The organism is Erythrobacter sp. (assembly GCF_024305245.1).
Classification (GTDB): domain Bacteria; phylum Pseudomonadota; class Alphaproteobacteria; order Sphingomonadales; family Sphingomonadaceae; genus Erythrobacter.
The window spans coordinates 16,473-35,045 of sequence record NZ_JAMWYX010000001.1 but is presented as its reverse complement, the minus strand read 5'-3'; the positions used below and the strand labels follow the sequence as shown (position 1 = coordinate 35,045).

Below are 18,573 nucleotides of genomic sequence, written 5' to 3'. Positions count from 1 at the left end.
TTACGCCTCTTCTGCTTCGCGAACCACGATCCGCAGCCGTGAGAACGGCTTGAGGATGCGGGTCGACTTGCCGCGACCGCGGGTGTGGAACCGCTTCATCGTCACCGACTTGCCGACCGAGGCTTCCGCCACGACCAGTGCGTCGACATCGAGATTGTGGTTGTTTTCGGCATTGGCGATCGCCGAAGCGAGCACCTTGCTCGCATCGCGCGCCATTGCCCGCTTCGAAAAGGCGAGGATGTTCAACGCATCTTCTGCCTTCTTGCCGCGGATCAGGGCTGCAACGAGGTTGAGCTTCTGCGCCGAACCACGGATCGTGGTGCCGACGGCCAGCGCCTCGTTATCGCCCACGCGGCGGGGTGCCTTAGCCTTGCCCATTAGCGCTTGCCCTTCTTGTCGGCAGCGTGACCGGGGAATGTGCGCGTAGGCGCAAATTCACCGAGCTTGTGACCGACCATTTCTTCCGAAACCGAAACGGGAATGAATTTGTGCCCGTTATAAACAGTGAAGGTGAGCCCGACGAACTGCGGCAGAATAGTGGAGCGACGCGACCAGGTCTTGATCGGTTTGGTGTTGCTCGCTTCCTGCGCGCTCTCAGCCTTCTTCAGAAGGCTCAGCTCGACAAACGGACCTTTCCAGACGGAACGTGCCATCGTCTTTTACCTCTTCTTCTTCGCGTGACGCGAACGGATGATCATCTTGTCCGTCTGCTTGTTGTGGCGAGTGCGAGCACCCTTGGTCGGCTTGCCCCACGGGGTCACCGGATGGCGACCGCCCGAGGTCCGGCCTTCACCACCGCCGTGCGGGTGATCGACCGGGTTCTTCGCTACGCCGCGCGTCAGCGGGCGACGGCCCTTCCAACGGGTGCGACCGGCCTTGGCAAAGTTCTGGTTGGCGTTGTCGGGGTTCGACACCGCGCCCACCGTACCCATGCAGTCGGCGCGAAGGTAACGCTGCTCGCCCGAGTTGAGGCGAACGATAACCATCGCACGGTCACGGCCGACAACCTGCACATAAGTGCCGGCCGAACGGGCGATCTGACCGCCCTTGCCCGGCTTCATCTCCACGTTGTGGCAGATCGTGCCGACCGGCATCTGACCCAGCAGCATCGCGTTGCCCGGCTTGGTGTCGACCTTTTCGCCCGCCACCACGGAATCGCCGACAGCAAGGCGCTGCGGAGCGAGGATATAGGCCTGTTCGCCGTCCTCGTACTTCACCAGCGCGATGAAGGCCGTGCGGTTCGGGTCATATTCCATCCGCTCGACAGTAGCCGGCATGTCCCACTTGCGACGCTTGAAGTCGATGAAGCGGTACTTTTGCTTGTGACCACCGGCGATGCCGCGCGAGGTGACATGGCCCTTGTTGTTGCGGCCGCCGGTCTTGCGCTTGCCTTCGGTAAGCGCCTTCACAGGCTTGCCCTTCCACAGGGCGGTCTTGTCGACCAGGATCAGACCGCGCCGGGCGGGACTGGTTGGCTTGTAATTCTTGAGTGCCATTGTTCGTTTCCTGTCCCTTGGCCTCAGATACCGCTGGTGATGTCGATCATTTCACCCTCGGCGAGGGTGACGATGGCCTTCTTCACGTCGGAGCGAGTGTAGGGCTTGCCCTTCCAGCGCTTGGTCTTGCCCTTCATGATCAGGGTGTTCACCGAAACGACCTTCTTGTCGTAGATCGCCTCGATGGCCTCCTTGATCTGCGGCTTGGTCGCGGTGCCCGCAACCTTGAAGACCACAGCATTGTGTTCCGACGCGAGCGTCGACTTTTCAGTGATGTGGGGCGCGAGGATCACGTCGTAGTGACGCGCATCGACGGTCTGTTTCTTAGCCATTGAAGCGCGCCTCCAGCTTTTCGACAGCGGCCTTGGTCAGCACCAGCGTATCGTGGTTGAGGATGTCATAGACGTTGGCACCCATCGCCGGCATCACGTTGATGCCCGGCAGGTTGCCAGCGGCCTTCTTGAAACCGGCATCGACCTGTTCGCCGTCGATCACCAGCACCTTGCCCGAAAGTCCGGCAGTGGCGAGGTGGCCCTTGAGAACCTTGGTCTTGGCGTCCGACAGTTCGAGGCTATCGACGATCACCAGACCGTCCTTCGCCTTGGACGACAGCGCCATCTTGAGGCCGAGCGCACGGATCTTCTTGTTGAGCGACTGCTCGAAGTCACGCTTGCGCGCGCCGTGGGCCTTGCCGCCGCCGATGAAGATCGGAGCTGCACGGTCGCCGTGACGGGCGGTACCGCCGCCCTTCTGCTTGCCGAACTTCTTGCCGGTGCGGGCCACGTCCGAACGCTCACGCGTCGGGCGGGCGGTGCCGCGGCGATTTTCGAGCTGCCAGGTAACGACCCGGTGCAGGATGTCGGCGCGCGGCTCGATGCCGAACACGTCATCCGAAAGCTCGATGTCAGCGCCCTTCAGCGCCGTGCCATCGATGTTCTGAACCTTAATCTTCATGGCTCAGCCTTCCTTGTTTTCATCTGTGGCCGGAGCGTCGGTCTCGACGGCTTCGGTCACGACCACGTCTTCAGCAGCCGTTTCGGCAACCGAGGGGGTCTCTTCGGCCTGCGGAGCGTGCTTCGACAGCACAGCGCCGGGGAACGGCACGCCTTCGGGAAGCGGCAGCTTCACGGCGTCACGAACCAGCAGCCAGCCATTCTTCGCGCCGGGCACCGAGCCCTTGACGAACAGCAGACCGCGCTCGGCATCCGTGCGGACGATTTCGAGGTTCTGCTGGGTGCGCTGACGATCGCCCATGTGGCCGGCCATCTTCTTGCCCTTGAACACCTTGCCGGGATCCTGGCGCTGACCGGTCGAACCGTGAGCACGGTGCGAGATCGAAACGCCGTGGGTCGCGCGCATACCGCCGAAGCCCCAACGCTTCATGGCGCCGGCAAAGCCCTTGCCCTGCGTGTGCCCGGTGATGTCGACCATCTGGCCGGCGATGAAATGCTCGGCGCTGATGGTCGATCCGACCGGCACGAGGCCATCGGCATCTTCGACCCGGAATTCAGCGACGCGCTTCTTCAGGCCGACATCGGCCTTTGCGAAATGTTCACGCTGCGGCTTGGCAACGTTCTTCTGCTTGGCTTCGCCCGCGCCGAGCTGGACTGCGAAATAGCCATCGCGGTCTGCGGTGCGGTGCGAAACCACCTGGCAATCTTCCAGCGCGAGAACGGTTACGGGCACGTGCCGTCCATCCTCCTGGAAGAGGCGGGTCATCCCGACTTTCTTTGCGATAACGCCGGTGCGCATCGTCAGTTACTCCTCAACAGAGGCACCTGCAGACCATCCGCAGGTGCGTGTGAGACCGCGACGCAAAACGCCGCAGCCCCATTCAGCCCAAATTGTCATGCATCGCCCCGTCCGGGCTGAGTGCTCTGGCAGGCCGGAATGGCCGCTGGAGCGAGACGGGGGACGCAGCCCGGATAAATATCCGGCGGTATCCACCCTATCGTCAGGTGGGGCGCTTTGGCCCCAACGATAGAGGCCCCTGCTTAAAGCGGGGGCATTTCGGCCGGCTTACGCCAGCTTGATTTCAACGTTCACGCCAGCTGCCAGATCGAGCTTCATCAGCGCGTCGACGGTCTGGGCGTTGGGCTGCACGATGTCGAGCAGCCGCTTGTAGGTGCGCACCTCGAACTGCTCACGCGACTTCTTGTCGACGTGCGGACCGCGGTTCACGGTGAACTTCTCGATACGCGTCGGCAGCGGAATGGGGCCACGAATAAGAGCGCCGGTCCGACGGGCCGTATCGGCGATTTCGCCGGTGGCCTGATCCAGAACGCGGTGGTCGAACGCCTTGAGGCGAATGCGGATATTCTGAGCTTCCATGTCCTGTACCGATGCGAAAGAGCCAAGGATCTGCCGGAACACCGGCATTTCCCAAAAACAAAGGCCGGCCCCGCTACTTTCCGGTTTCCCGAGAGCGGGCGGCCTTCTTCAAAACTTGTGACAAACGGGACGAATCTCGTCTGCGGATGCGCGCCTATACGGAGCGTGTAGGATTCTGGCAAGGGGCATTGGAAAGGAAATTGCGTGACAATGAAACGACCACGCCGTTCTGCCAGCCTCCGCCCTGCCCGCTGCTCACAAAAAGGCCCGGCAGCTCTTCCGAGCGGCCGGGCCTGCTTTGCGTTCAGTCACGCTCCCAGAGGGAGCAGAACCTTACTTGGTGATCTTGGCAACCACGCCCGAGCCGACGGTGCGGCCGCCTTCGCGAATTGCGAAGCGCAGACCTTCGTCCATGGCGATCGGTGCGATCAGCTTGACGCCGATCGAAACGTTGTCGCCCGGCATCACCATTTCGGTGCCTTCGGGAAGGATCACTTCGCCGGTCACGTCGGTGGTGCGGAAGTAGAACTGCGGACGGTAGTTGGCGAAGAACGGCGTGTGACGGCCACCTTCGTCCTTCGACAGAACGTAGACTTCGGCTTCGAACTCGGTGTGCGGCTTGACCGAACCGGGCTTGCACAGCACCTGGCCACGCTCGACCTCTTCACGGCCGACGCCGCGGATCAGGGCACCGACGTTGTCGCCAGCTTCACCGCGATCGAGCAGCTTGCGGAACATTTCAACGCCGGTCACGGTGGTCTTGCGGGTGTCCTTGATGCCGACGATTTCGACTTCGTCACCAACGTTGACGATGCCGGTTTCGATACGGCCGGTCACCACGGTGCCGCGACCCGAGATCGAGAACACGTCTTCGATCGGCATCAGGAACGGCTTGTCGACCGGACGATCGGGCTGCGGGATGAAGCTGTCGACGGCTTCGATCAGGGCAATGATCGAATCCTTGCCGATGTTGTCATCGCGGCCTTCGAGAGCGGCCAGAGCCGAACCCTTGACGATCGGAATGTTGTCACCGTCGAAGTCGTACGACGAAAGCAGTTCGCGCACTTCGAGTTCGACCAGTTCGAGGATTTCCTCGTCGTCGACCTGATCGACCTTGTTCATGTACACGACCAGCGCCGGCACGCCGACCTGACGGGCGAGCAGGATGTGCTCGCGGGTCTGGGGCATCGGGCCGTCGGCAGCGTTCACGACCAGGATCGCGCCGTCCATCTGGGCGGCACCGGTGATCATGTTCTTCACGTAGTCCGCGTGGCCCGGGCAATCGACGTGCGCATAGTGACGCGCAGCCGATTCGTACTCGACGTGTGCGGTCGAGATGGTGATCCCGCGCTCACGCTCTTCGGGAGCCTTGTCGATGTTGGCGAAATCCACCGCGGCGCCGCCGTAGACTTCAGCCATCACCTTGGTGATCGCCGCCGTCAGCGTGGTCTTGCCATGGTCAACGTGACCGATGGTGCCGATGTTGCAGTGCGGCTTGTTCCGCTGGAATTTTTCCTTAGCCATTTCTCTGGTGTACCTTCTTGAATGAAACGATGTGTTCGCGGGAAAAACGGCGGGCCCGCTGAATCAGGCGCCGCCCCTAAACCGATCGGTCGGCTTAGGCAAGTTTCTCCTTGACCTCGGCTGCGACGTTGGCCGGAACCTCGTCATAGTGCGAGAACTGCATTGAGTAGTTGGCGCGCCCTTGCGTGAACGAGCGCAGTTCGTTGACGTAGCCGAACATGTTGGCGAGCGGGACGAACGCCTCGACCGCCTGGGCATTGCCCCGCGTGTCGGTGCCCTGGATCTGCCCGCGCCGCGAGTTGAGATCGCCGATGACGTCGCCCAGATAATCATCCGGAGTCACCACTTCGACCTTCATGATCGGCTCGAGCAGCTTGATCCCGGCCTTCTGCGCGACTTCACGCATCGCACCGCGTGCGGCGATTTCGAACGCAATCGCGCTCGAGTCGACGTCGTGGTACGCACCATCGGTCAGCTTGATGCTGAAATCGATGATCGGGAAGCCGACCAGGTGCCCGCTGGCAGCCTGTTCACGGAAGCCCTTTTCGATCGCCGGGATGTATTCGCGCGGAATGTTGCCGCCCTTGATAACATCTTCGAAGATCACGCCCTGACCGCGCTCACCGGGGATTACGGTGACCTTGACGCGGCCGAACTGGCCCGAGCCACCCGACTGCTTCTTGTGAGTGTAATCGACGTCGACTTCGCGGGCGAGGTATTCACGGTACGCCACCTGCGGCGCGCCGACGTTGGCCTCGACCTTGAACTCGCGCTTCATGCGATCGACCAGAATGTCGAGATGCAGTTCGCCCATGCCCTTGATGATCGTCTGACCGCTTTCGTGGTCGGTCGATACGCGGAACGAGGGATCTTCCTGCGCCAGACGATTGAGCGCGATGCCCATCTTTTCCTGGTCGGCCTTGGTCTTGGGTTCCACCGACAGTTCGATCACCGGCTCGGGGAACTCCATCCGCTCGAGGATAATGGGATGGGCCATGTCGCACAGGGTGTCACCGGTGGTGGTGTCCTTCATGCCCGCCAGCGCCACGATATCGCCGGCAAATGCCTCATCGATGTCTTCGCGGTTGTTGGAGTGCATGAGCAACATGCGGCCGATCTTTTCCTTCTTGTCCTTCACCGAGTTCAGCACCTGACCCTTGGCCAGACGACCCGAATAGATGCGGGTGAAGGTGAGCGACCCGACGAACGGATCGTTCATGATCTTGAACGCCAGCGCGGCAAACGGCGCTTCGTCGCTCGAGGGGCGCTCGGCTTCTTCTTCGCTGTCGGGCAGGATGCCCTTGATCGCGGGTACGTCGAGCGGCGAAGGCATGTAGTCGACCACCGCATCGAGCAGCGGCTGCACGCCCTTGTTCTTGAACGCCGAGCCGCACAGCACCGGCACGAAGGCACGCGCCATGGTGCCCTTGCGGATCAGCGACTTGAGCGTCGCCGCGTCCGGAATATTGCCTTCGAGATACGACTCCATGATGTCGTCGTCCTGCTCGACAGCGGTCTCGATCAGGCGTTCGCGATATTCGGCTGCCTTGTCGGCGAGGTCAGCGGGGATCTCGATGAATTCGTACTTCGCGCCGAGGCTTTCGTCCCGCCACACGATCCCGCGGTTGTTGACGAGGTCGACCACGCCCTCAAGGCTGCTCTCCGCACCGATCGGCAGATAGAGCACCAACGGCTTCGCGCCGAGACGGTCGATGATCGACTGCACGCAGTAATAGAAGTCCGCGCCGGTGCGATCCAATTTATTGATGAAGCACATACGAGGGACGCCGTACTTGTCGGCCTGACGCCACACGGTTTCGGACTGGGGTTCCACGCCGGCGACGCCGTCGAATACTGCAACCGCGCCATCCAACACGCGCAAGCTGCGTTCGACTTCGATCGTGAAGTCGACGTGGCCCGGTGTGTCGATGATGTTGATGCGGTGCTTGGGCATGTCCGCGCGCAGTGCGTCGGGGTCCGACATCGGATCCATGGTCGCATCTTCGGCGGTCCAGAACGTGGTGGTCGCCGCCGAGGTGATGGTGATCCCGCGTTCCTGCTCCTGCTCCATCCAGTCCATCGTCGCAGCGCCATCGTGCACTTCGCCAATCTTGTAGGATTTGCCGGTGTAATAGAGGATACGCTCGGTCGTAGTGGTCTTGCCGGCATCGATGTGGGCCATGATGCCGATATTGCGATAGCGCTCCAGCGGATACTCGCGGGCCATAGTTGTTTCCTTAAGCGTCTGTCGGGGGCCGCCGTGTCAGCGGTTCGGCCCCCATATAGTGACGATTGTGTCAGCCGGAAGACGCCGCTTCAGACCAACCCACAATCTGTTACCAACGGTAGTGCGAGAAGGCCCGGTTGGCGTCAGCCATACGGTGGGTGTCTTCGCGCTTCTTCACCGCATTGCCGCGGTTGTTGGCGGCATCCATCAGCTCGCCCGAAAGGCGCGCTGCCATCGTGGTTTCCGGACGACCGCGCGCAGCCGTGATCAGCCAGCGGATCGCGAGCGCCTGGGCACGCTCGGGGCGAACCTCGACCGGCACCTGGTACGTCGCACCACCAACACGGCGGCTGCGCACTTCGACCTGCGGCTTCACATTGTTGAGCGCATCGTGGAACAGCTGGATCGGATCGGCCTTGGCCTTGGCCTCGACCGTCTGCAGCGCGCTGTAGACGATACCTTCAGCAACGGCCTTCTTGCCGTCATACATCAGGTTGTTCATGAACTTCGACAGGATCTGATCCCCGTACTGGGGATCGGGCAGGATGACCCGCTTTTCGGGACGACGACGACGTGACATGTTTTTAATTCCTTCGGAATGCGCCCTGACCTCCGTCAGGGCTTGCGGCTCCGGCCCGCTCCCCCTCCCGGCCACCCAGATGCTAACCCGTAGGGTAGCCGGGAGGGGGAGCGGGCCAAAGCCGGTAGGCCGCGTAGAACCTTACTTCGGACGCTTGGCGCCGTACTTCGAGCGGCTCTGCTTGCGGTCCTTCACACCCTGTGTATCGAGCACGCCGCGCAGGACGTGGTAACGCACACCGGGAAGATCGCGCACACGCCCGCCGCGGATCAGCACAACGCTGTGTTCCTGCAGGTTGTGGCCTTCGCCGGGGATGTAGCTGATGACTTCGCGCTGGTTGGTCAGGCGAACCTTGGCCACCTTGCGCAGCGCCGAGTTCGGCTTCTTCGGGGTCGTCGTGTAGACGCGGGTGCAAACGCCGCGCTTCTGCGGGTTCTGCTCCATCGCAGGGACCTTGGACTTGGCCTTCTGCGGGACGCGGCCCTTGCGGACCAGCTGGTTGATTGTCGGCATTAGTTCTCACTTCACCTTTTTGTCGACCCTTCCGGGCGGGGAAGCGAAGCTGGCCAAAGGCCAATCCGGTTCCCACTTTCCCTGAAGGGATCGAGTCGAGGGTGGAACGGGTGCCGGAGATGTAGGAGGAGAGATCAAGCCCAACCCGTCACCCCGGCGAAGGCCGGGGCCCAGAGCCGCAAGCAAACCGCCTGCGGCATGAGATCCCGGCCTGCGCCGGGATGACGAATGAGACTGAAACGCTCCACCCGCAAATCCGGCCCTTCGGCCACCGGGTTACTTTGACGGTTGCCCTTCCGCGAGGGAAAGACGGGGCCGCCAATGTTCAGCTCTGTCCGGGTATGACCCCGGATGAAGCGCGCCCTTAGGCGGGTTTGGGTGGGGGGTCAAGCGCGAGTGTTGGAGGGGGAGAGCAGTCCTACGCCGCGCCCACCCCCAACCCCTCCCGCCAGCGGGAGGGGAGTATCAGCGCGAGTCCCCCCTCCCGCCTGCGGGAGGGGCGCGAGACTTGGCGAGCCGCAGGCGAGGTTAGTCGCAGCGGGGTGGGCGCGGAGCCACCTCCCCTACCCATGGCGATGAACCGGCGCGCAGCGCCGCAAGCGCGACCGCGCGCCGCGCCTTATGGCGCGTAAGCCAAGGCGGACGGACGTCCGCCGCCCGGCGCTTGAGGGCGAAAACAAAGGACTCGCGGGGCCGGTGGGCTGGCGTTCGTCATAGCGGCGTGGGGTGGGGTCAAGAACGGAACTACGCGATGCACGACCTAGGCCCTAGCCACCACGACCGGGAGACTACGGCAAGAAGCCGACAGTCGATGATCGAACGATCATCTATGCGGGAATCAGCTTTTTAATCTCTGCCTCCGCTAAATAGGGAAAGCCACCGGCTTCAAGTTCTCGCGTCTCAGCAACAATACGTTTCGCACGCTCAACCTTCTCCCGCCGCCACTGAGCGTCTGACGGAACCGGAAGCTTGTCGACAGTTTGGAAAAGATATTCGCGCTGAGTGTAGGTAAGCCAGTAGGATTGCTCAACAACCCACTTCTCTAAGGGGTAGGATTCGAAAACGTATCCACTCACCGCATTCCAAAATTTCATTAGCCGAATGGTGGGTTTGATAAGCGAGTGATTGGCCGTATTCTTAGCAGTCAGAGTTGCATTGAAATTATTCGGATTTGTCCCTTGCCAGGTCGTTTGGCCGCTAGGGATTTGATAACCGTCACCCCAAATGCTGGTCACCGCTGGCACTAAGTCAAACTTTATGTGATTGAGTTCAAGCGTGATGCTCGGCGAAGACTGCTTAAATTCGGATGAAGAGTAATAGGCATCGACGAATTTTCGCAGCCGGTTCAGATAAGTTTGCGGTGTAAATCCACCGTCTGCGAACACGACCATGTAGTCGATATCGGAACTCTCATCCATTTTCCTCGGCAAGATGGTGCTGCGTGTCGATGAACCAAAACGGAAGTGACTAGTTAAATCCGAGCCGAAGTATTTGTCTAGGCGGGATTTGAGAGAACTTATGGACACATTTATAGAAGCCTGCTCTGGGCCTGATAATATCGCGTTGCTGGCCCTGTTCACGAGATACGAATTGACCGTCATGCGGGTTTATCAACTGCGTGCGCTGCTTCGCCGGCTTCGATACCAGCTCGAGCTTTGACGAAGTCTCTTTTCGAAAACTGCGCGCTGGCTTGGTTTAGCTCGTTTCTGCGTTTGGTGAATTCATCCAAACCGTTAAATGCGCTCTGGGTGTCGCAAGCATTGCTGAGCCTAATAGTACGAAATACGCGCGCATCGTTTCGTAGTGAAAGATACTGATCACCTGAGCTCTTGTGCCCTGCCGCCCGCTCATAGGGCTTCAAGAATGTGGAGAGCGCAGTGAGAACAGCCACGATCGCAGAAAGGGCACCACCGACTTGAGGATAATCCTGAAAGAAAGCGAGTCCCGCTATACTGCTAAAGATAACAGCAGGTATCCCCAGCCAATAGTGATATCTGCTCCAACGCTCATGCGCATTGAAGTGCGATTTACCTGAATGAATACAGTCTTCCTCGATCCGCTCAAGCTCTTTGCCAATCTCGTAGGCTGATATCGTCGGATCAGATGCCATGGCGCGGTGTATCACCCAAATGTTGCAGGTATAACAGCAGGAAGCCTAGCCCCGGGTCAAGCCCGGGGCGACGAAAAGGGGGGAAGGACGCCACCCCCTCCCCTCCGCGAGTTTGTTTGTTTACGCCCTCAAGCGCTCGGCGCAGCGGGTGACCAGCCTTCGGCTGTTCAACTTCGCTTCCCGCGCTGCTTGGCTACGCGCCATAAGGCGCGGCGGCCGCGCAGGTGTGCTTCGCACGTCTGCGCCTTCGGCTTGGACTCCGGCCTTGCGGCGCTGCGCGCCGTTGGGTGCCACACGCGCCGTTGGTGGCTTCCCCTTCCCTCGTCATTGCGAGCGTAGCGCGGCAATCCAGAGCGGCATGCGGATCGCTCTGGATTGCCGCGTCGCTTCGCTCCTCGCAATGACGGGAAGTGTTTTCCTACTCCCCCTCAACCTGCCACCCCTCCCCCATGCACTCCGCCGAAACCCCCGCCCCCAGCAAGCGCAACAAGCGCAAGATCCCGCGCCATGCCACTTCCGAAGTCGCGTGGGAATTCGAACCGGCGGTGGTCTCCGACAGCGATCCGCTGCTCGACTTCCCGCCTTATCTTCACAGCCGCCCGCGCCGCAATTCGATCACGCCCGATCTCCAGCGCGCATTCGTCCGCGAACTCGCCGCGACCGGCATCGTCAAGGCGGCGGCAATCCGGATCGGGCGCAGTCTGGAAGCGCTGTACAAGCTGCGCGCACGCCCGGGTGCAGAGGGATTTGCTGCCGCGTGGGACGAGGCGCTGGGCTGGGGGGTGCTGTGGCTGGAGGATTGCGCGATCGAGCGGGCGCTGGCCGAGGGGCTTTCCAATCCCCGCGTCAACTCGATGCTCGCCTTCGTGATCCGCCACCGCCACACACAATATATCGATGCGCGCGAAGTCGGCCCCGGCCACTGGCTCTACGAACACATCCGCGAAGAGGTTTTGAGCGAGGAAAAGGACTACGCCGAAGACTAGCGCAAGAACGGGCCGAAGGCCCGCAAGGGCGGAGTCGAAGCCGAAGGCGCAGACGTGCAAAGCACACCTGCAAGGCCGCCCGCAGCGACGCGGCCTTCAGGCCGCATGAGCGAGGATTTCGCACGCCGGATGGCGTGCGGAACACAAAAACTCCCGGAACACAAAATCCCGCTGAACTTGAACTCAGCTACTCAAAAACCCGACAAGACTCCGCACCTTCTTGGCGCGCCATTGCGGCGGGGGGGCGAGCAGCCAGTAGGCGCGCTGCGCAGGCTCCGGCCCTTCCAGCACCGTCAGGCTGCCGCGCGCGATCGCCGCCTCGGCCAGCGCCAGCGGCAGGATCGTGCGTCCCATCCCCGCCATCGCCGAGGCGAGCGCCTGTCCGGGGCTGCCGGCGCGGATGCAGGGGTTCACGCCTTCCGGCAGGGTCATGCCGGGCCAGTCGATCCATGCCTCACGGTGCTCCGGCGCGGCGACGGTGACGCGCATGGCGGGGGCCAGTTGCACCCCCTCCAGCTCGCCCGGCCCGTCGACCAGCCGGATCGCAAGGTCGAGGTTCGCCTCGGTGAAATCGGCGTGCTCGTCAGGCGCGAGGATGTACTGGACGCCCGGCGTGCCCGCCTGGAACCGCGCCAGCCGGGGGGCGAGCCATTCGGCGTAGAATTCGCGCGGGACGGCGATGGTATATCGGTCAGACGCCTGCCCCGCCTGCATCGCGTCGACGCTTTCCTCGAACCTGAGGAAGCCTTCGCGCAACGGGTCGAGCCCGGCTGTGCCTTCGGGCGTGAGTTCCAGCCCCTTCGACGTGCGGCGGAACAGGACGACGCCCAGCACATCCTCCAGCGCGCGAATCTGCTGGCCGACGGCGGCGGGGGTCACGGCTAGCTCGTCCGCCGCGCGGGTGAACGACAGGTGCCGCGCCGCTGCGTCGAACACGCGCAGGGCATTGAGGGGGAGATGGGTGCGCTTCACGCCGACGCGATTAGGCCCGAGCGCAGCGCACCGCAAGCATCAGCGCTGCGAGCGGCCTTCGGCGGTCTCCGGCGCGGAGAGCGGGAAAAACGGGATACGCACTTCGAACGGCGCGCCATCGGCACGCTGGAAGGTGTAGAACCCCTCCATCGATCCGAACGCCGTGGTCAGCGGGCAGCCCGACACATAGTCGTGGCTTTGCCCCGGCGCGAGCAGCGGCTGTTCGCCCACCACGCCCTCGCCATCGACATGGTTCACCATCCCGCGCCCGTCGGTAATGCGCCAGTGGCGGGAGTGCAGCCGCAACGGCTCGTGCGAGGCGTTTTCGATCCGGATGTGATAGACCCAGAACCACTTGCCCGCCTCAGGATGAGACTGTTCGGGCAGGTAGTTTACGGCAACCCGGACGGTGACCCCGTCGGTCGTGGCAGCGTGCTGGAAGAGCTCTTTCATGTCGGGCCTCAAGGTAACGATTCTGTTCAGGGTCACAAGAGGGGCAACGCGCTTAATCCACCCTGTATCCCGTATGCGCCGAGATTTGCTTGCCTGCGGTGCCGGGGCGCGGCACAAATCGCGCGCCTTTCGGGAGAGATACGGACATGATCGACCACCGGCTGCACGGCGCCCTGCCCTTGTCCCGCCGCGCGATGCTGTACGGGATCGGCGCGGGCGGGCTGACGGCGGTGCTGGGCGGCTGCGCTACCCGCGCGCCCGCGCTCAGAATGCCTTCCGATCCTGCGGCGAACGCGGCGCCCGATCTTGTCGATCTCGCCCGCTTCGATCCGCGCCTGCGGCTGGATATCCGCTATGCCACACCCGCCAATTTCATGGGCCGCGTGCTCTATCCCCTGCCCCGCGCAGTGACGCAGCGGCCCGTTGCCGAAGCGCTATCCCGCGTACAGACCCGCGCCGAGGCGGCGGGATATGGCCTGCTGATCTTCGATGCATACCGCCCCTGGCGCATCACAAAAATGATGTGGGACGCAACCCCGCCCGCAAAACGCGAATTCGTCGCCGATCCGGCCAGCGGATCGCGCCACAATCGCGGCTGTTCGATCGATCTCAGCCTGCACCGGGGCGGGATCGAGGTGGAAATGCCCAGCCCCTATGACGATTTCACCCCCGCAGCCTATCGCAGCAACACCGCAGCACCTGCCGAGGCGCTGGCAGCCAGCCGCATGCTGGAAGATTGGATGGTAGCCGAGGGCTTCGTCCCGCTCGCCAATGAATGGTGGCACTACGATTGGGCCGAGTGGCGACGCTATCCGATCATGGATGTGCCGCTGGAGGCAGTAACGGCGGGCTGAGATGCCTTCTATGTGCGTTACTCCTGGCTCCCCGTGTCACTCAACGCGGGCCCACAAACTTGACCTGCGCCCCTTCAGCGAGGCGTGGTGAATGGCTGAAGCCGGGTGAATACCTGCACGTCGGCTTTCTGCCTGACAGACAACAGCGGCAGCTTGTCGGAACACGAATCGGAACCTGTTTTGCGCAATTCCGATGCACCCAATCCGTCCAACAAAGCCTACCCGCCCCGGTTGCGGGAGCGCCATGCGAGACAGAACGAAGCATCATTGCGCCGAAAGGTGACACAGAGTTAGCCTAATCGGTTAGAAGGTCATACGCCCACAAAGCCGACAAAACTGTCGACTCCCTGGCGCAAACGGGAAGATTCTTCATGAAGCTCACCCCTCACCTCAGTGCTGCGGCCTCGGTCGTTTCCCTTCTATGCGGCACCGCCAGCCTTGCAGCCAATGATCCGTTCATCGCCCCGGGCGTTCCCGTTCAGGGCGCTGATGGCGAAATGGTCGGAACCGTGGAAGAGACGCGGGGTGAAGCGGTTGTCGTGAATACCGGAAACCACCGCGCGCTGATCACCATACGATCGATCGAGCGGGCTGGCGAAAGTCTGACGATCAACGCGACGAAGGACGATATCGACCAGATGATAGACCGGCAACGCCGGGAAGAAGCCGCCCGGCGTGACGAATTCCTCGCGCCGGGCCGACTGGTGCGGAGCGTGGATAGCGAGCCGGTCGGACGGATCGTGGCGATCGAGCGCGAAGCGGACTCGGTCGTGATCCTTCGCAACGAAGGCGTCATCGCTCTCAAGCAGGATCATTTTGCCGTCATCGACAATCGGCTGGTGGCATTGTTCACACGCGAGCAGATTGACGAGAACACCAAGCCTGTCCCCGAAGTCGTGCGCCAGAGGTTGGCGGGTCTTTCGGGTCGCTAGCCACCCTGTGCCGCTTGTTCCGCACGTAGCGGCTCATGCACGGATCGTCCCTTCTTCGGTTGCTGCCCTGCCTGCGCTGCTTAGGTCCCACGGCGAATTCCCGCGAAGACCTCACGAAAGGACGACGACATGAAGCGACTTCTCGCAGCCACTGCAGCAATGACTTTTGCCGTAACCGCCCCGGCAGCGGCACAGCAGGGCGGACAGCAGGGCATGGCGCCCGGCGCACCGCAAGCCGCGACAGTTCAACCCGGCGCCGTGATTTATGGTTCTGACGGCGCGGAAATCGGCACCGTCGCAGGCGAACAGGGCGATGTCGTTGTGCTCAAGGTCGGCGAGCGAAATGTTCCGATCGCCCGCACAGCGATCAGCCAGGGCGCGACCGGACCGGCGATTGCCGTGACCCGCGCCGAACTGGTGGCGCAATTCGACCAGCAGGTGGCCGCCTATCAGGCGGAACTCGACGCCGCACTGACGCAGGGTGCGGCAGTGCAGACCGCCGATAACCAGAGCCTCGGAACTATCGAAAGCGTCTCGGGCAACGCGGTTGCCGTTCAGGGAAGCGACGGGCCGATGACGCTTCCCAAGGCTTCGCTGGCGTTGAACGATCAGGGCAAGGTCACCGTTCGGGCGACCATGGCACAGGTGCGTGAAGCGATGGGCGGACAGCCGCAATCCCGCTGAATTTCACGGCAGGGGGCACTCCGGCAGGCGCGCCCCCTCTCACACGATCAACACGATGAAGAGAGGACGCAAGGATCATGCGCATCCTGCTGATTGCTGCTTTCGGGGCTCTCGCTGCTTGCGGGTCCGGCGAAGCGCCGGCACCCGACCGAGCAGAGGCTCCGGCCATACAGGAACCCGCCGAGCGGGCTATCGCTCCGCCCGGTGAAACCGAATTTCGAGCCGCCTGGTCTGAGCAGTGCGACGCGCCCGAAGCCGATGTCGGCAGCGCATTGTGCAAGGCAGGCGGGATGGGCGCGGACGGCTTTTCGTGCGATTTCGCGCTAGGCGACGATGAATACCGCCGAAATTCGGCCGAATTGTCCCGCAGCGGTGATCGCTGGGTTCTGGCCGATCCTGAATCTGCCTGCAGCATGGCGGCTAATACATAACGGCCAAGCTTGATCGGGAAGCGAACCCGATCGCCCGAAGGTCGGCACCATGACCGCATGATGCGTCGTCGTTCACGCAGAAAGAACGAATAAAACAGGGCGGCTCCGCTTAGGCAGAGCCGCCCTACTTATTTGGTCGAGGCTAGAGCCGACCGAAGATTATTCGACCATCATCGTGTCTTCCGCCTGGTCGCCAGCTTCGCCCATGGCGTCAGCCTGCTCGTCCAGTACTTCTTCGCGAGCCTCATTACCTTGCGCCTCGGCAAGATCGGCCTGCTCTTCCATCACATCTTCCTGCGATTCGTACTGCTGCTCGACCAGATCTTCACGGGCTTCCTCTTCGCTTTCGGCGCAGGCACCGAGAGAAAGAACAGCAAAAGCCGAAATGGTCGTCATGATTATCGATTTACGCATCTATTGAACTCCTTCGAATGTGTTCAGATTACGGCTAAACACGTTCGCAGTGCTTGGCGCCAAGGTCAAACCGAGAGCCTATCATAGGTTGGCATTTGCGAAATATTGTCGCATCCGGTGGGTTATTGTATATCCACCTGGGGGCGGCCGAAGTCGAAATCTACGTGTTGCTGCAAATACGTGTTGCTGCAAAGCTGCAACGCCGTCCGGCTTTACCCCCGCGCCAGCAGTTCCTCGATCTGGCCCAGCCGCTCCTTGCCGAAGAAAATCTCGGCATCACCGTCGCCCCGCCCCACCCAGATCGTCGGAATGCCGAAAGCGCCGCGCGCGACGGCCGCGTCGGTGTTGGCGGCAAGGCGCTGCTTGATCGCATCGGTCTGCGCGCGGGCGAACAGGTCTGCGGCGTCGAAACCGCCCGCGCTCACCGCCGCGCCGATGGCTTCGGGTGAGGTGATGTCCAGCCCCTCCTCCCAGATCGCGCGCAGCAGGCATTCGGCAAATTGCACCCCGCGTCCGTCCTCGTCAGCGGCGGTCAGCATCCGTTGCAAGGTGATCGAATTGAACGGAAACTGCGGGTGCATCCGGTAATCGGACAGGTCGTGGCGGTCGATAAAACGCTGCATTTCCAGCATCGCGTATTCGTTCTTGCCCTTCACGTCAGCGTCGCGGATCATCGGCGGGGCATTGCCGGTCAGCTTGTGCATTCCGCCGAGGAACACCGGGATCACGTCCAGTTCCGCCTCGTATCGGTTCACCAATTCGCGCAGCGGCCACCACACCAGATAGGCGTTGGGGGAAACGAAATCGAACACCAGTTCAACGCGGTTGGTCATGTGAATTACCCTCTCAGATACCGGCGGCGGCGAGCGCCTGATCCATGTCCTCGGTCAGATCGGCAATATCTTCCAGACCGACATTGATCCGCAGCAGGCCTTCGGTCACGCCCATCGCTGCGCGTGCTTTGTCGCCCATGTTGGCGTGGGTGCTGGAGGCCGGGTGGCACATCAGGCTGCGCGCATCGCCGATATTGTTGGAGATATCGATCAGTTGCAGCGCATCGAGCAGCGCAAAGGCGCGCGCGCGGGTGCCCACGTCCAGCGCGAAGATCGGCCCCGTCGCGTCCATCTGCGCGGTGGCGAGCGCGTGGCGCGGGTGGCTCGGCAGGCCGGGGTGGAGCAGATGTCCGCCCGCCGCCTGCACGCGCGGTTCGAGAAACTGGCCGAGCGCCACTGCCTGCTCGCTTTGCTTGAAAGCGCGCAAGGGCAGCGTTTCCAGCCCCTTCATCACCACCCAGGCATTGAAGGCCGAAAGCGTCGGGCCGGTGTTGCGCTGGAACGGCATCAGCACTTCGTCGATCCACTGCTTGTTGGCGCAGATCGCGCCCGCCAGCACGCGGCCCTGCCCGTCCATCAGCTTCGTGGCGCTGTAAGCCACCACATCCGCGCCGAACTCCATCGGCCGCTGCAACACCGGCGAGGCGAAAGCATTGTCGACCACGGTGGTGATCCCGTGCGCGCGGGCGAGGCCGCAAACGTGGGCAAGATCGACGATATCGAGCGTCGGGTTGGCCGGGGTCTCGAAGAAGAACACGCGGGTTTCGGGCCGGATCGCGGCCTCCCACGCGGCGTTATCGGCGCTGTCGATGATGGTGACATCGATCCCGAATTTGGGCAGCAATTGATCGCACAGCCAGCGGCAGCTTCCGAACGCGGCGCGCGCGGCGACCACGTGATCGCCGGTCTTGAGCTGGCACAGCAAAGCAGCCGTCATCGCCGCCATCCCGGTCGCCTGCGTGCGGCACGCTTCCGCGCCTTCCATCAGCGCAATGCGCTCTTCCAGCATCGCGACGGTGGGGTTCTGCAGGCGCGAATAGGTCATCCCCTCGGCCTCGCCCGCGAACCGGTCGGCGACGGTCTGGGCGTCGTCGTAGGTATAGCCCGAGGTGAGGAACAGCGCCTCGCTCGTTTCGCCATGTTCGCTGCGCCAGGTGCCGCCGCGCAGCGCCTTGGTGGCGGGGCGCCAGTTTGCGGTCGCGGCGCGGTCCATTCCGGTGGTCTTTTTCATGG

22 protein-coding genes are annotated in these 18,573 nt (G+C 62.4%); 4 read left to right on the top strand and 18 right to left on the bottom strand.

Annotation, left to right across the window (positions count from 1 at the left end; all coding sequences use genetic code 11):
• The 13 genes from rplV to Q0L48_RS00140 form a co-directional block, all read right to left on the bottom strand.
• Entirely contained in the window at nucleotides 1-378 is a 378-nt protein-coding gene (gene rplV, locus Q0L48_RS00200; protein ID WP_296715976.1) for a 50S ribosomal protein L22, read from the bottom strand.
• Complete coding sequence (gene rpsS, locus Q0L48_RS00195) at nucleotides 378-653, bottom strand: 30S ribosomal protein S19 (protein ID WP_296715975.1); 276 nt, start codon at nucleotides 651-653, stop codon at nucleotides 378-380. The genes rplV and rpsS overlap by 1 nt, the downstream gene beginning before the upstream one ends.
• A 6-nt stretch (nucleotides 654-659) precedes the next feature.
• Nucleotides 660-1,496: a 50S ribosomal protein L2 gene (rplB, locus tag Q0L48_RS00190; RefSeq protein ID WP_296715974.1), complete on the bottom strand. Its 837-nt coding sequence runs from the start codon at nucleotides 1,494-1,496 to the stop codon at nucleotides 660-662.
• Between the two features lie 23 nt (nucleotides 1,497-1,519).
• The gene (locus Q0L48_RS00185) at nucleotides 1,520-1,828 is read right to left on the bottom strand and encodes a 50S ribosomal protein L23 (RefSeq protein WP_296715973.1); all 309 of its coding nucleotides are present in this window, start codon (nucleotides 1,826-1,828) and stop codon (nucleotides 1,520-1,522) included.
• Nucleotides 1,821-2,450: a 50S ribosomal protein L4 gene (gene rplD / locus Q0L48_RS00180; protein WP_296715971.1), complete on the bottom strand. Its 630-nt coding sequence runs from the start codon at nucleotides 2,448-2,450 to the stop codon at nucleotides 1,821-1,823. Before rplD ends, Q0L48_RS00185 begins: the two co-directional genes overlap by 8 nt.
• A gap of 3 nt (nucleotides 2,451-2,453) precedes the next feature.
• The gene (gene rplC / locus Q0L48_RS00175; RefSeq protein WP_296715969.1) at nucleotides 2,454-3,248 is read right to left on the bottom strand and encodes a 50S ribosomal protein L3; all 795 of its coding nucleotides are present in this window, start codon (nucleotides 3,246-3,248) and stop codon (nucleotides 2,454-2,456) included.
• Between the two features lie 267 nt (nucleotides 3,249-3,515).
• The gene (rpsJ, locus tag Q0L48_RS00170; protein ID WP_017665146.1) at nucleotides 3,516-3,827 is read right to left on the bottom strand and encodes a 30S ribosomal protein S10; all 312 of its coding nucleotides are present in this window, start codon (nucleotides 3,825-3,827) and stop codon (nucleotides 3,516-3,518) included.
• Nucleotides 3,828-4,160: 333 nt separating this feature from the next.
• Nucleotides 4,161-5,351 carry an elongation factor Tu gene (tuf, locus tag Q0L48_RS00165; RefSeq protein WP_296715966.1) on the bottom strand — a complete coding sequence of 397 codons (1,191 nt, stop codon included), beginning with the start codon at nucleotides 5,349-5,351 and terminating at the stop codon, nucleotides 4,161-4,163.
• Between the two features lie 94 nt (nucleotides 5,352-5,445).
• A complete protein-coding gene (fusA, locus tag Q0L48_RS00160) occupies nucleotides 5,446-7,578 on the bottom strand; it encodes an elongation factor G (protein ID WP_296715965.1) in 2,133 nt (710 codons plus the stop codon).
• 109 nt (nucleotides 7,579-7,687) lie between these two features.
• Nucleotides 7,688-8,158: a 30S ribosomal protein S7 gene (gene rpsG / locus Q0L48_RS00155; RefSeq protein ID WP_072675064.1), complete on the bottom strand. Its 471-nt coding sequence runs from the start codon at nucleotides 8,156-8,158 to the stop codon at nucleotides 7,688-7,690.
• Nucleotides 8,159-8,299: 141 nt separating this feature from the next.
• A complete protein-coding gene (gene rpsL / locus Q0L48_RS00150) occupies nucleotides 8,300-8,671 on the bottom strand; it encodes a 30S ribosomal protein S12 (protein WP_006831873.1) in 372 nt (123 codons plus the stop codon).
• 827 nt (nucleotides 8,672-9,498) lie between these two features.
• Nucleotides 9,499-10,272 carry a nucleotidyltransferase gene (locus Q0L48_RS00145; RefSeq protein ID WP_296715935.1) on the bottom strand — a complete coding sequence of 258 codons (774 nt, stop codon included), beginning with the start codon at nucleotides 10,270-10,272 and terminating at the stop codon, nucleotides 9,499-9,501.
• Complete coding sequence (locus Q0L48_RS00140) at nucleotides 10,269-10,781, bottom strand: SLATT domain-containing protein (RefSeq protein ID WP_296715933.1); 513 nt, start codon at nucleotides 10,779-10,781, stop codon at nucleotides 10,269-10,271. The genes Q0L48_RS00145 and Q0L48_RS00140 overlap by 4 nt, the downstream gene beginning before the upstream one ends.
• A gap of 449 nt (nucleotides 10,782-11,230) precedes the next feature.
• Between Q0L48_RS00140 and Q0L48_RS00135 the strand changes: the two genes are divergently transcribed.
• On the top strand, nucleotides 11,231-11,767 hold the full coding sequence (locus Q0L48_RS00135; protein WP_296715931.1) for a hypothetical protein: 537 nt from the start codon (nucleotides 11,231-11,233) through the stop codon (nucleotides 11,765-11,767).
• A 183-nt stretch (nucleotides 11,768-11,950) separates the two neighbouring features.
• Here Q0L48_RS00135 and Q0L48_RS00130 read toward each other — a convergent pair whose 3' ends face one another.
• Both Q0L48_RS00130 and apaG read right to left on the bottom strand, forming a co-directional pair.
• Nucleotides 11,951-12,739, bottom strand: a complete 789-nt coding sequence (locus tag Q0L48_RS00130) for a LysR family transcriptional regulator (RefSeq protein ID WP_296715928.1) — start codon at nucleotides 12,737-12,739, stop codon at nucleotides 11,951-11,953.
• Nucleotides 12,740-12,778: 39 nt separating this feature from the next.
• Nucleotides 12,779-13,192 carry a Co2+/Mg2+ efflux protein ApaG gene (gene apaG / locus Q0L48_RS00125; RefSeq protein ID WP_296715926.1) on the bottom strand — a complete coding sequence of 138 codons (414 nt, stop codon included), beginning with the start codon at nucleotides 13,190-13,192 and terminating at the stop codon, nucleotides 12,779-12,781.
• Nucleotides 13,193-13,338: 146 nt separating this feature from the next.
• Here apaG and Q0L48_RS00120 point away from each other — a divergent pair, with 146 nt between their 5' ends.
• The 3 genes from Q0L48_RS00120 to Q0L48_RS00110 all read left to right on the top strand — a co-directional run bounded on the left by Q0L48_RS00120 (nucleotide 13,339) and on the right by Q0L48_RS00110 (nucleotide 15,662).
• Nucleotides 13,339-14,046: a M15 family metallopeptidase gene (locus Q0L48_RS00120; protein ID WP_296715925.1), complete on the top strand. Its 708-nt coding sequence runs from the start codon at nucleotides 13,339-13,341 to the stop codon at nucleotides 14,044-14,046.
• Nucleotides 14,047-14,417: 371 nt separating this feature from the next.
• Nucleotides 14,418-14,978, top strand: a complete 561-nt coding sequence (locus Q0L48_RS00115) for a hypothetical protein (RefSeq protein ID WP_296715924.1) — start codon at nucleotides 14,418-14,420, stop codon at nucleotides 14,976-14,978.
• A gap of 129 nt (nucleotides 14,979-15,107) precedes the next feature.
• Nucleotides 15,108-15,662: a hypothetical protein gene (locus tag Q0L48_RS00110; protein WP_296715922.1), complete on the top strand. Its 555-nt coding sequence runs from the start codon at nucleotides 15,108-15,110 to the stop codon at nucleotides 15,660-15,662.
• 590 nt (nucleotides 15,663-16,252) lie between these two features.
• Here the strand turns inward: Q0L48_RS00110 and Q0L48_RS00105 are convergent.
• From Q0L48_RS00105 to Q0L48_RS00095, 3 genes are all read right to left on the bottom strand, one after another.
• On the bottom strand, nucleotides 16,253-16,507 hold the full coding sequence (locus Q0L48_RS00105) for a hypothetical protein (RefSeq protein WP_296715920.1): 255 nt from the start codon (nucleotides 16,505-16,507) through the stop codon (nucleotides 16,253-16,255).
• A 212-nt stretch (nucleotides 16,508-16,719) separates the two neighbouring features.
• Nucleotides 16,720-17,340, bottom strand: a complete 621-nt coding sequence (locus Q0L48_RS00100; protein WP_296715918.1) for a 2-hydroxychromene-2-carboxylate isomerase — start codon at nucleotides 17,338-17,340, stop codon at nucleotides 16,720-16,722.
• Nucleotides 17,341-17,353: 13 nt separating this feature from the next.
• On the bottom strand, nucleotides 17,354-18,571 hold the full coding sequence (locus Q0L48_RS00095; RefSeq protein ID WP_296715916.1) for an aminotransferase class I/II-fold pyridoxal phosphate-dependent enzyme: 1,218 nt from the start codon (nucleotides 18,569-18,571) through the stop codon (nucleotides 17,354-17,356).
• Nucleotides 18,572-18,573: the final 2 nt, after the last annotated feature.

Bases quoted from the DNA above. Each gene is read 5' to 3' on its own strand.
- rpsJ (WP_017665146.1), bottom strand. From the start codon at position 3,827: ATGGAAGCTCAGAATATCCGCATTCGCCTCAAGGCGTTCGACCACCGC.
- rpsG (WP_072675064.1), bottom strand. From the start codon at position 8,158: ATGTCACGTCGTCGTCGTCCCGAAAAGCGGGTCATCCTGCCCGATCCC.
- rplB (WP_296715974.1), bottom strand. From the start codon at position 1,496: ATGGCACTCAAGAATTACAAGCCAACCAGTCCCGCCCGGCGCGGTCTG.
- rplC (WP_296715969.1), bottom strand. From the start codon at position 3,248: ATGCGCACCGGCGTTATCGCAAAGAAAGTCGGGATGACCCGCCTCTTC.
- Q0L48_RS00110 (WP_296715922.1), top strand. From the start codon at position 15,108: ATGAAGCGACTTCTCGCAGCCACTGCAGCAATGACTTTTGCCGTAACC.
- Q0L48_RS00135 (WP_296715931.1), top strand. From the start codon at position 11,231: ATGCACTCCGCCGAAACCCCCGCCCCCAGCAAGCGCAACAAGCGCAAG.
- Q0L48_RS00140 (WP_296715933.1), bottom strand. From the start codon at position 10,781: ATGGCATCTGATCCGACGATATCAGCCTACGAGATTGGCAAAGAGCTT.
- rpsS (WP_296715975.1), bottom strand. From the start codon at position 653: ATGGCACGTTCCGTCTGGAAAGGTCCGTTTGTCGAGCTGAGCCTTCTG.
- Q0L48_RS00115 (WP_296715924.1), top strand. From the start codon at position 14,418: ATGAAGCTCACCCCTCACCTCAGTGCTGCGGCCTCGGTCGTTTCCCTT.
- Q0L48_RS00120 (WP_296715925.1), top strand. From the start codon at position 13,339: ATGATCGACCACCGGCTGCACGGCGCCCTGCCCTTGTCCCGCCGCGCG.
- tuf (WP_296715966.1), bottom strand. From the start codon at position 5,351: ATGGCTAAGGAAAAATTCCAGCGGAACAAGCCGCACTGCAACATCGGC.
- fusA (WP_296715965.1), bottom strand. From the start codon at position 7,578: ATGGCCCGCGAGTATCCGCTGGAGCGCTATCGCAATATCGGCATCATG.
- Q0L48_RS00095 (WP_296715916.1), bottom strand. From the start codon at position 18,571: ATGAAAAAGACCACCGGAATGGACCGCGCCGCGACCGCAAACTGGCGC.
- Q0L48_RS00100 (WP_296715918.1), bottom strand. From the start codon at position 17,340: ATGACCAACCGCGTTGAACTGGTGTTCGATTTCGTTTCCCCCAACGCC.
- Q0L48_RS00105 (WP_296715920.1), bottom strand. From the start codon at position 16,507: ATGCGTAAATCGATAATCATGACGACCATTTCGGCTTTTGCTGTTCTT.
- Q0L48_RS00185 (WP_296715973.1), bottom strand. From the start codon at position 1,828: ATGGCTAAGAAACAGACCGTCGATGCGCGTCACTACGACGTGATCCTC.
- Q0L48_RS00145 (WP_296715935.1), bottom strand. From the start codon at position 10,272: ATGACGGTCAATTCGTATCTCGTGAACAGGGCCAGCAACGCGATATTA.
- apaG (WP_296715926.1), bottom strand. From the start codon at position 13,192: ATGAAAGAGCTCTTCCAGCACGCTGCCACGACCGACGGGGTCACCGTC.
- rplD (WP_296715971.1), bottom strand. From the start codon at position 2,450: ATGAAGATTAAGGTTCAGAACATCGATGGCACGGCGCTGAAGGGCGCT.
- rplV (WP_296715976.1), bottom strand. From the start codon at position 378: ATGGGCAAGGCTAAGGCACCCCGCCGCGTGGGCGATAACGAGGCGCTG.
- rpsL (WP_006831873.1), bottom strand. From the start codon at position 8,671: ATGCCGACAATCAACCAGCTGGTCCGCAAGGGCCGCGTCCCGCAGAAG.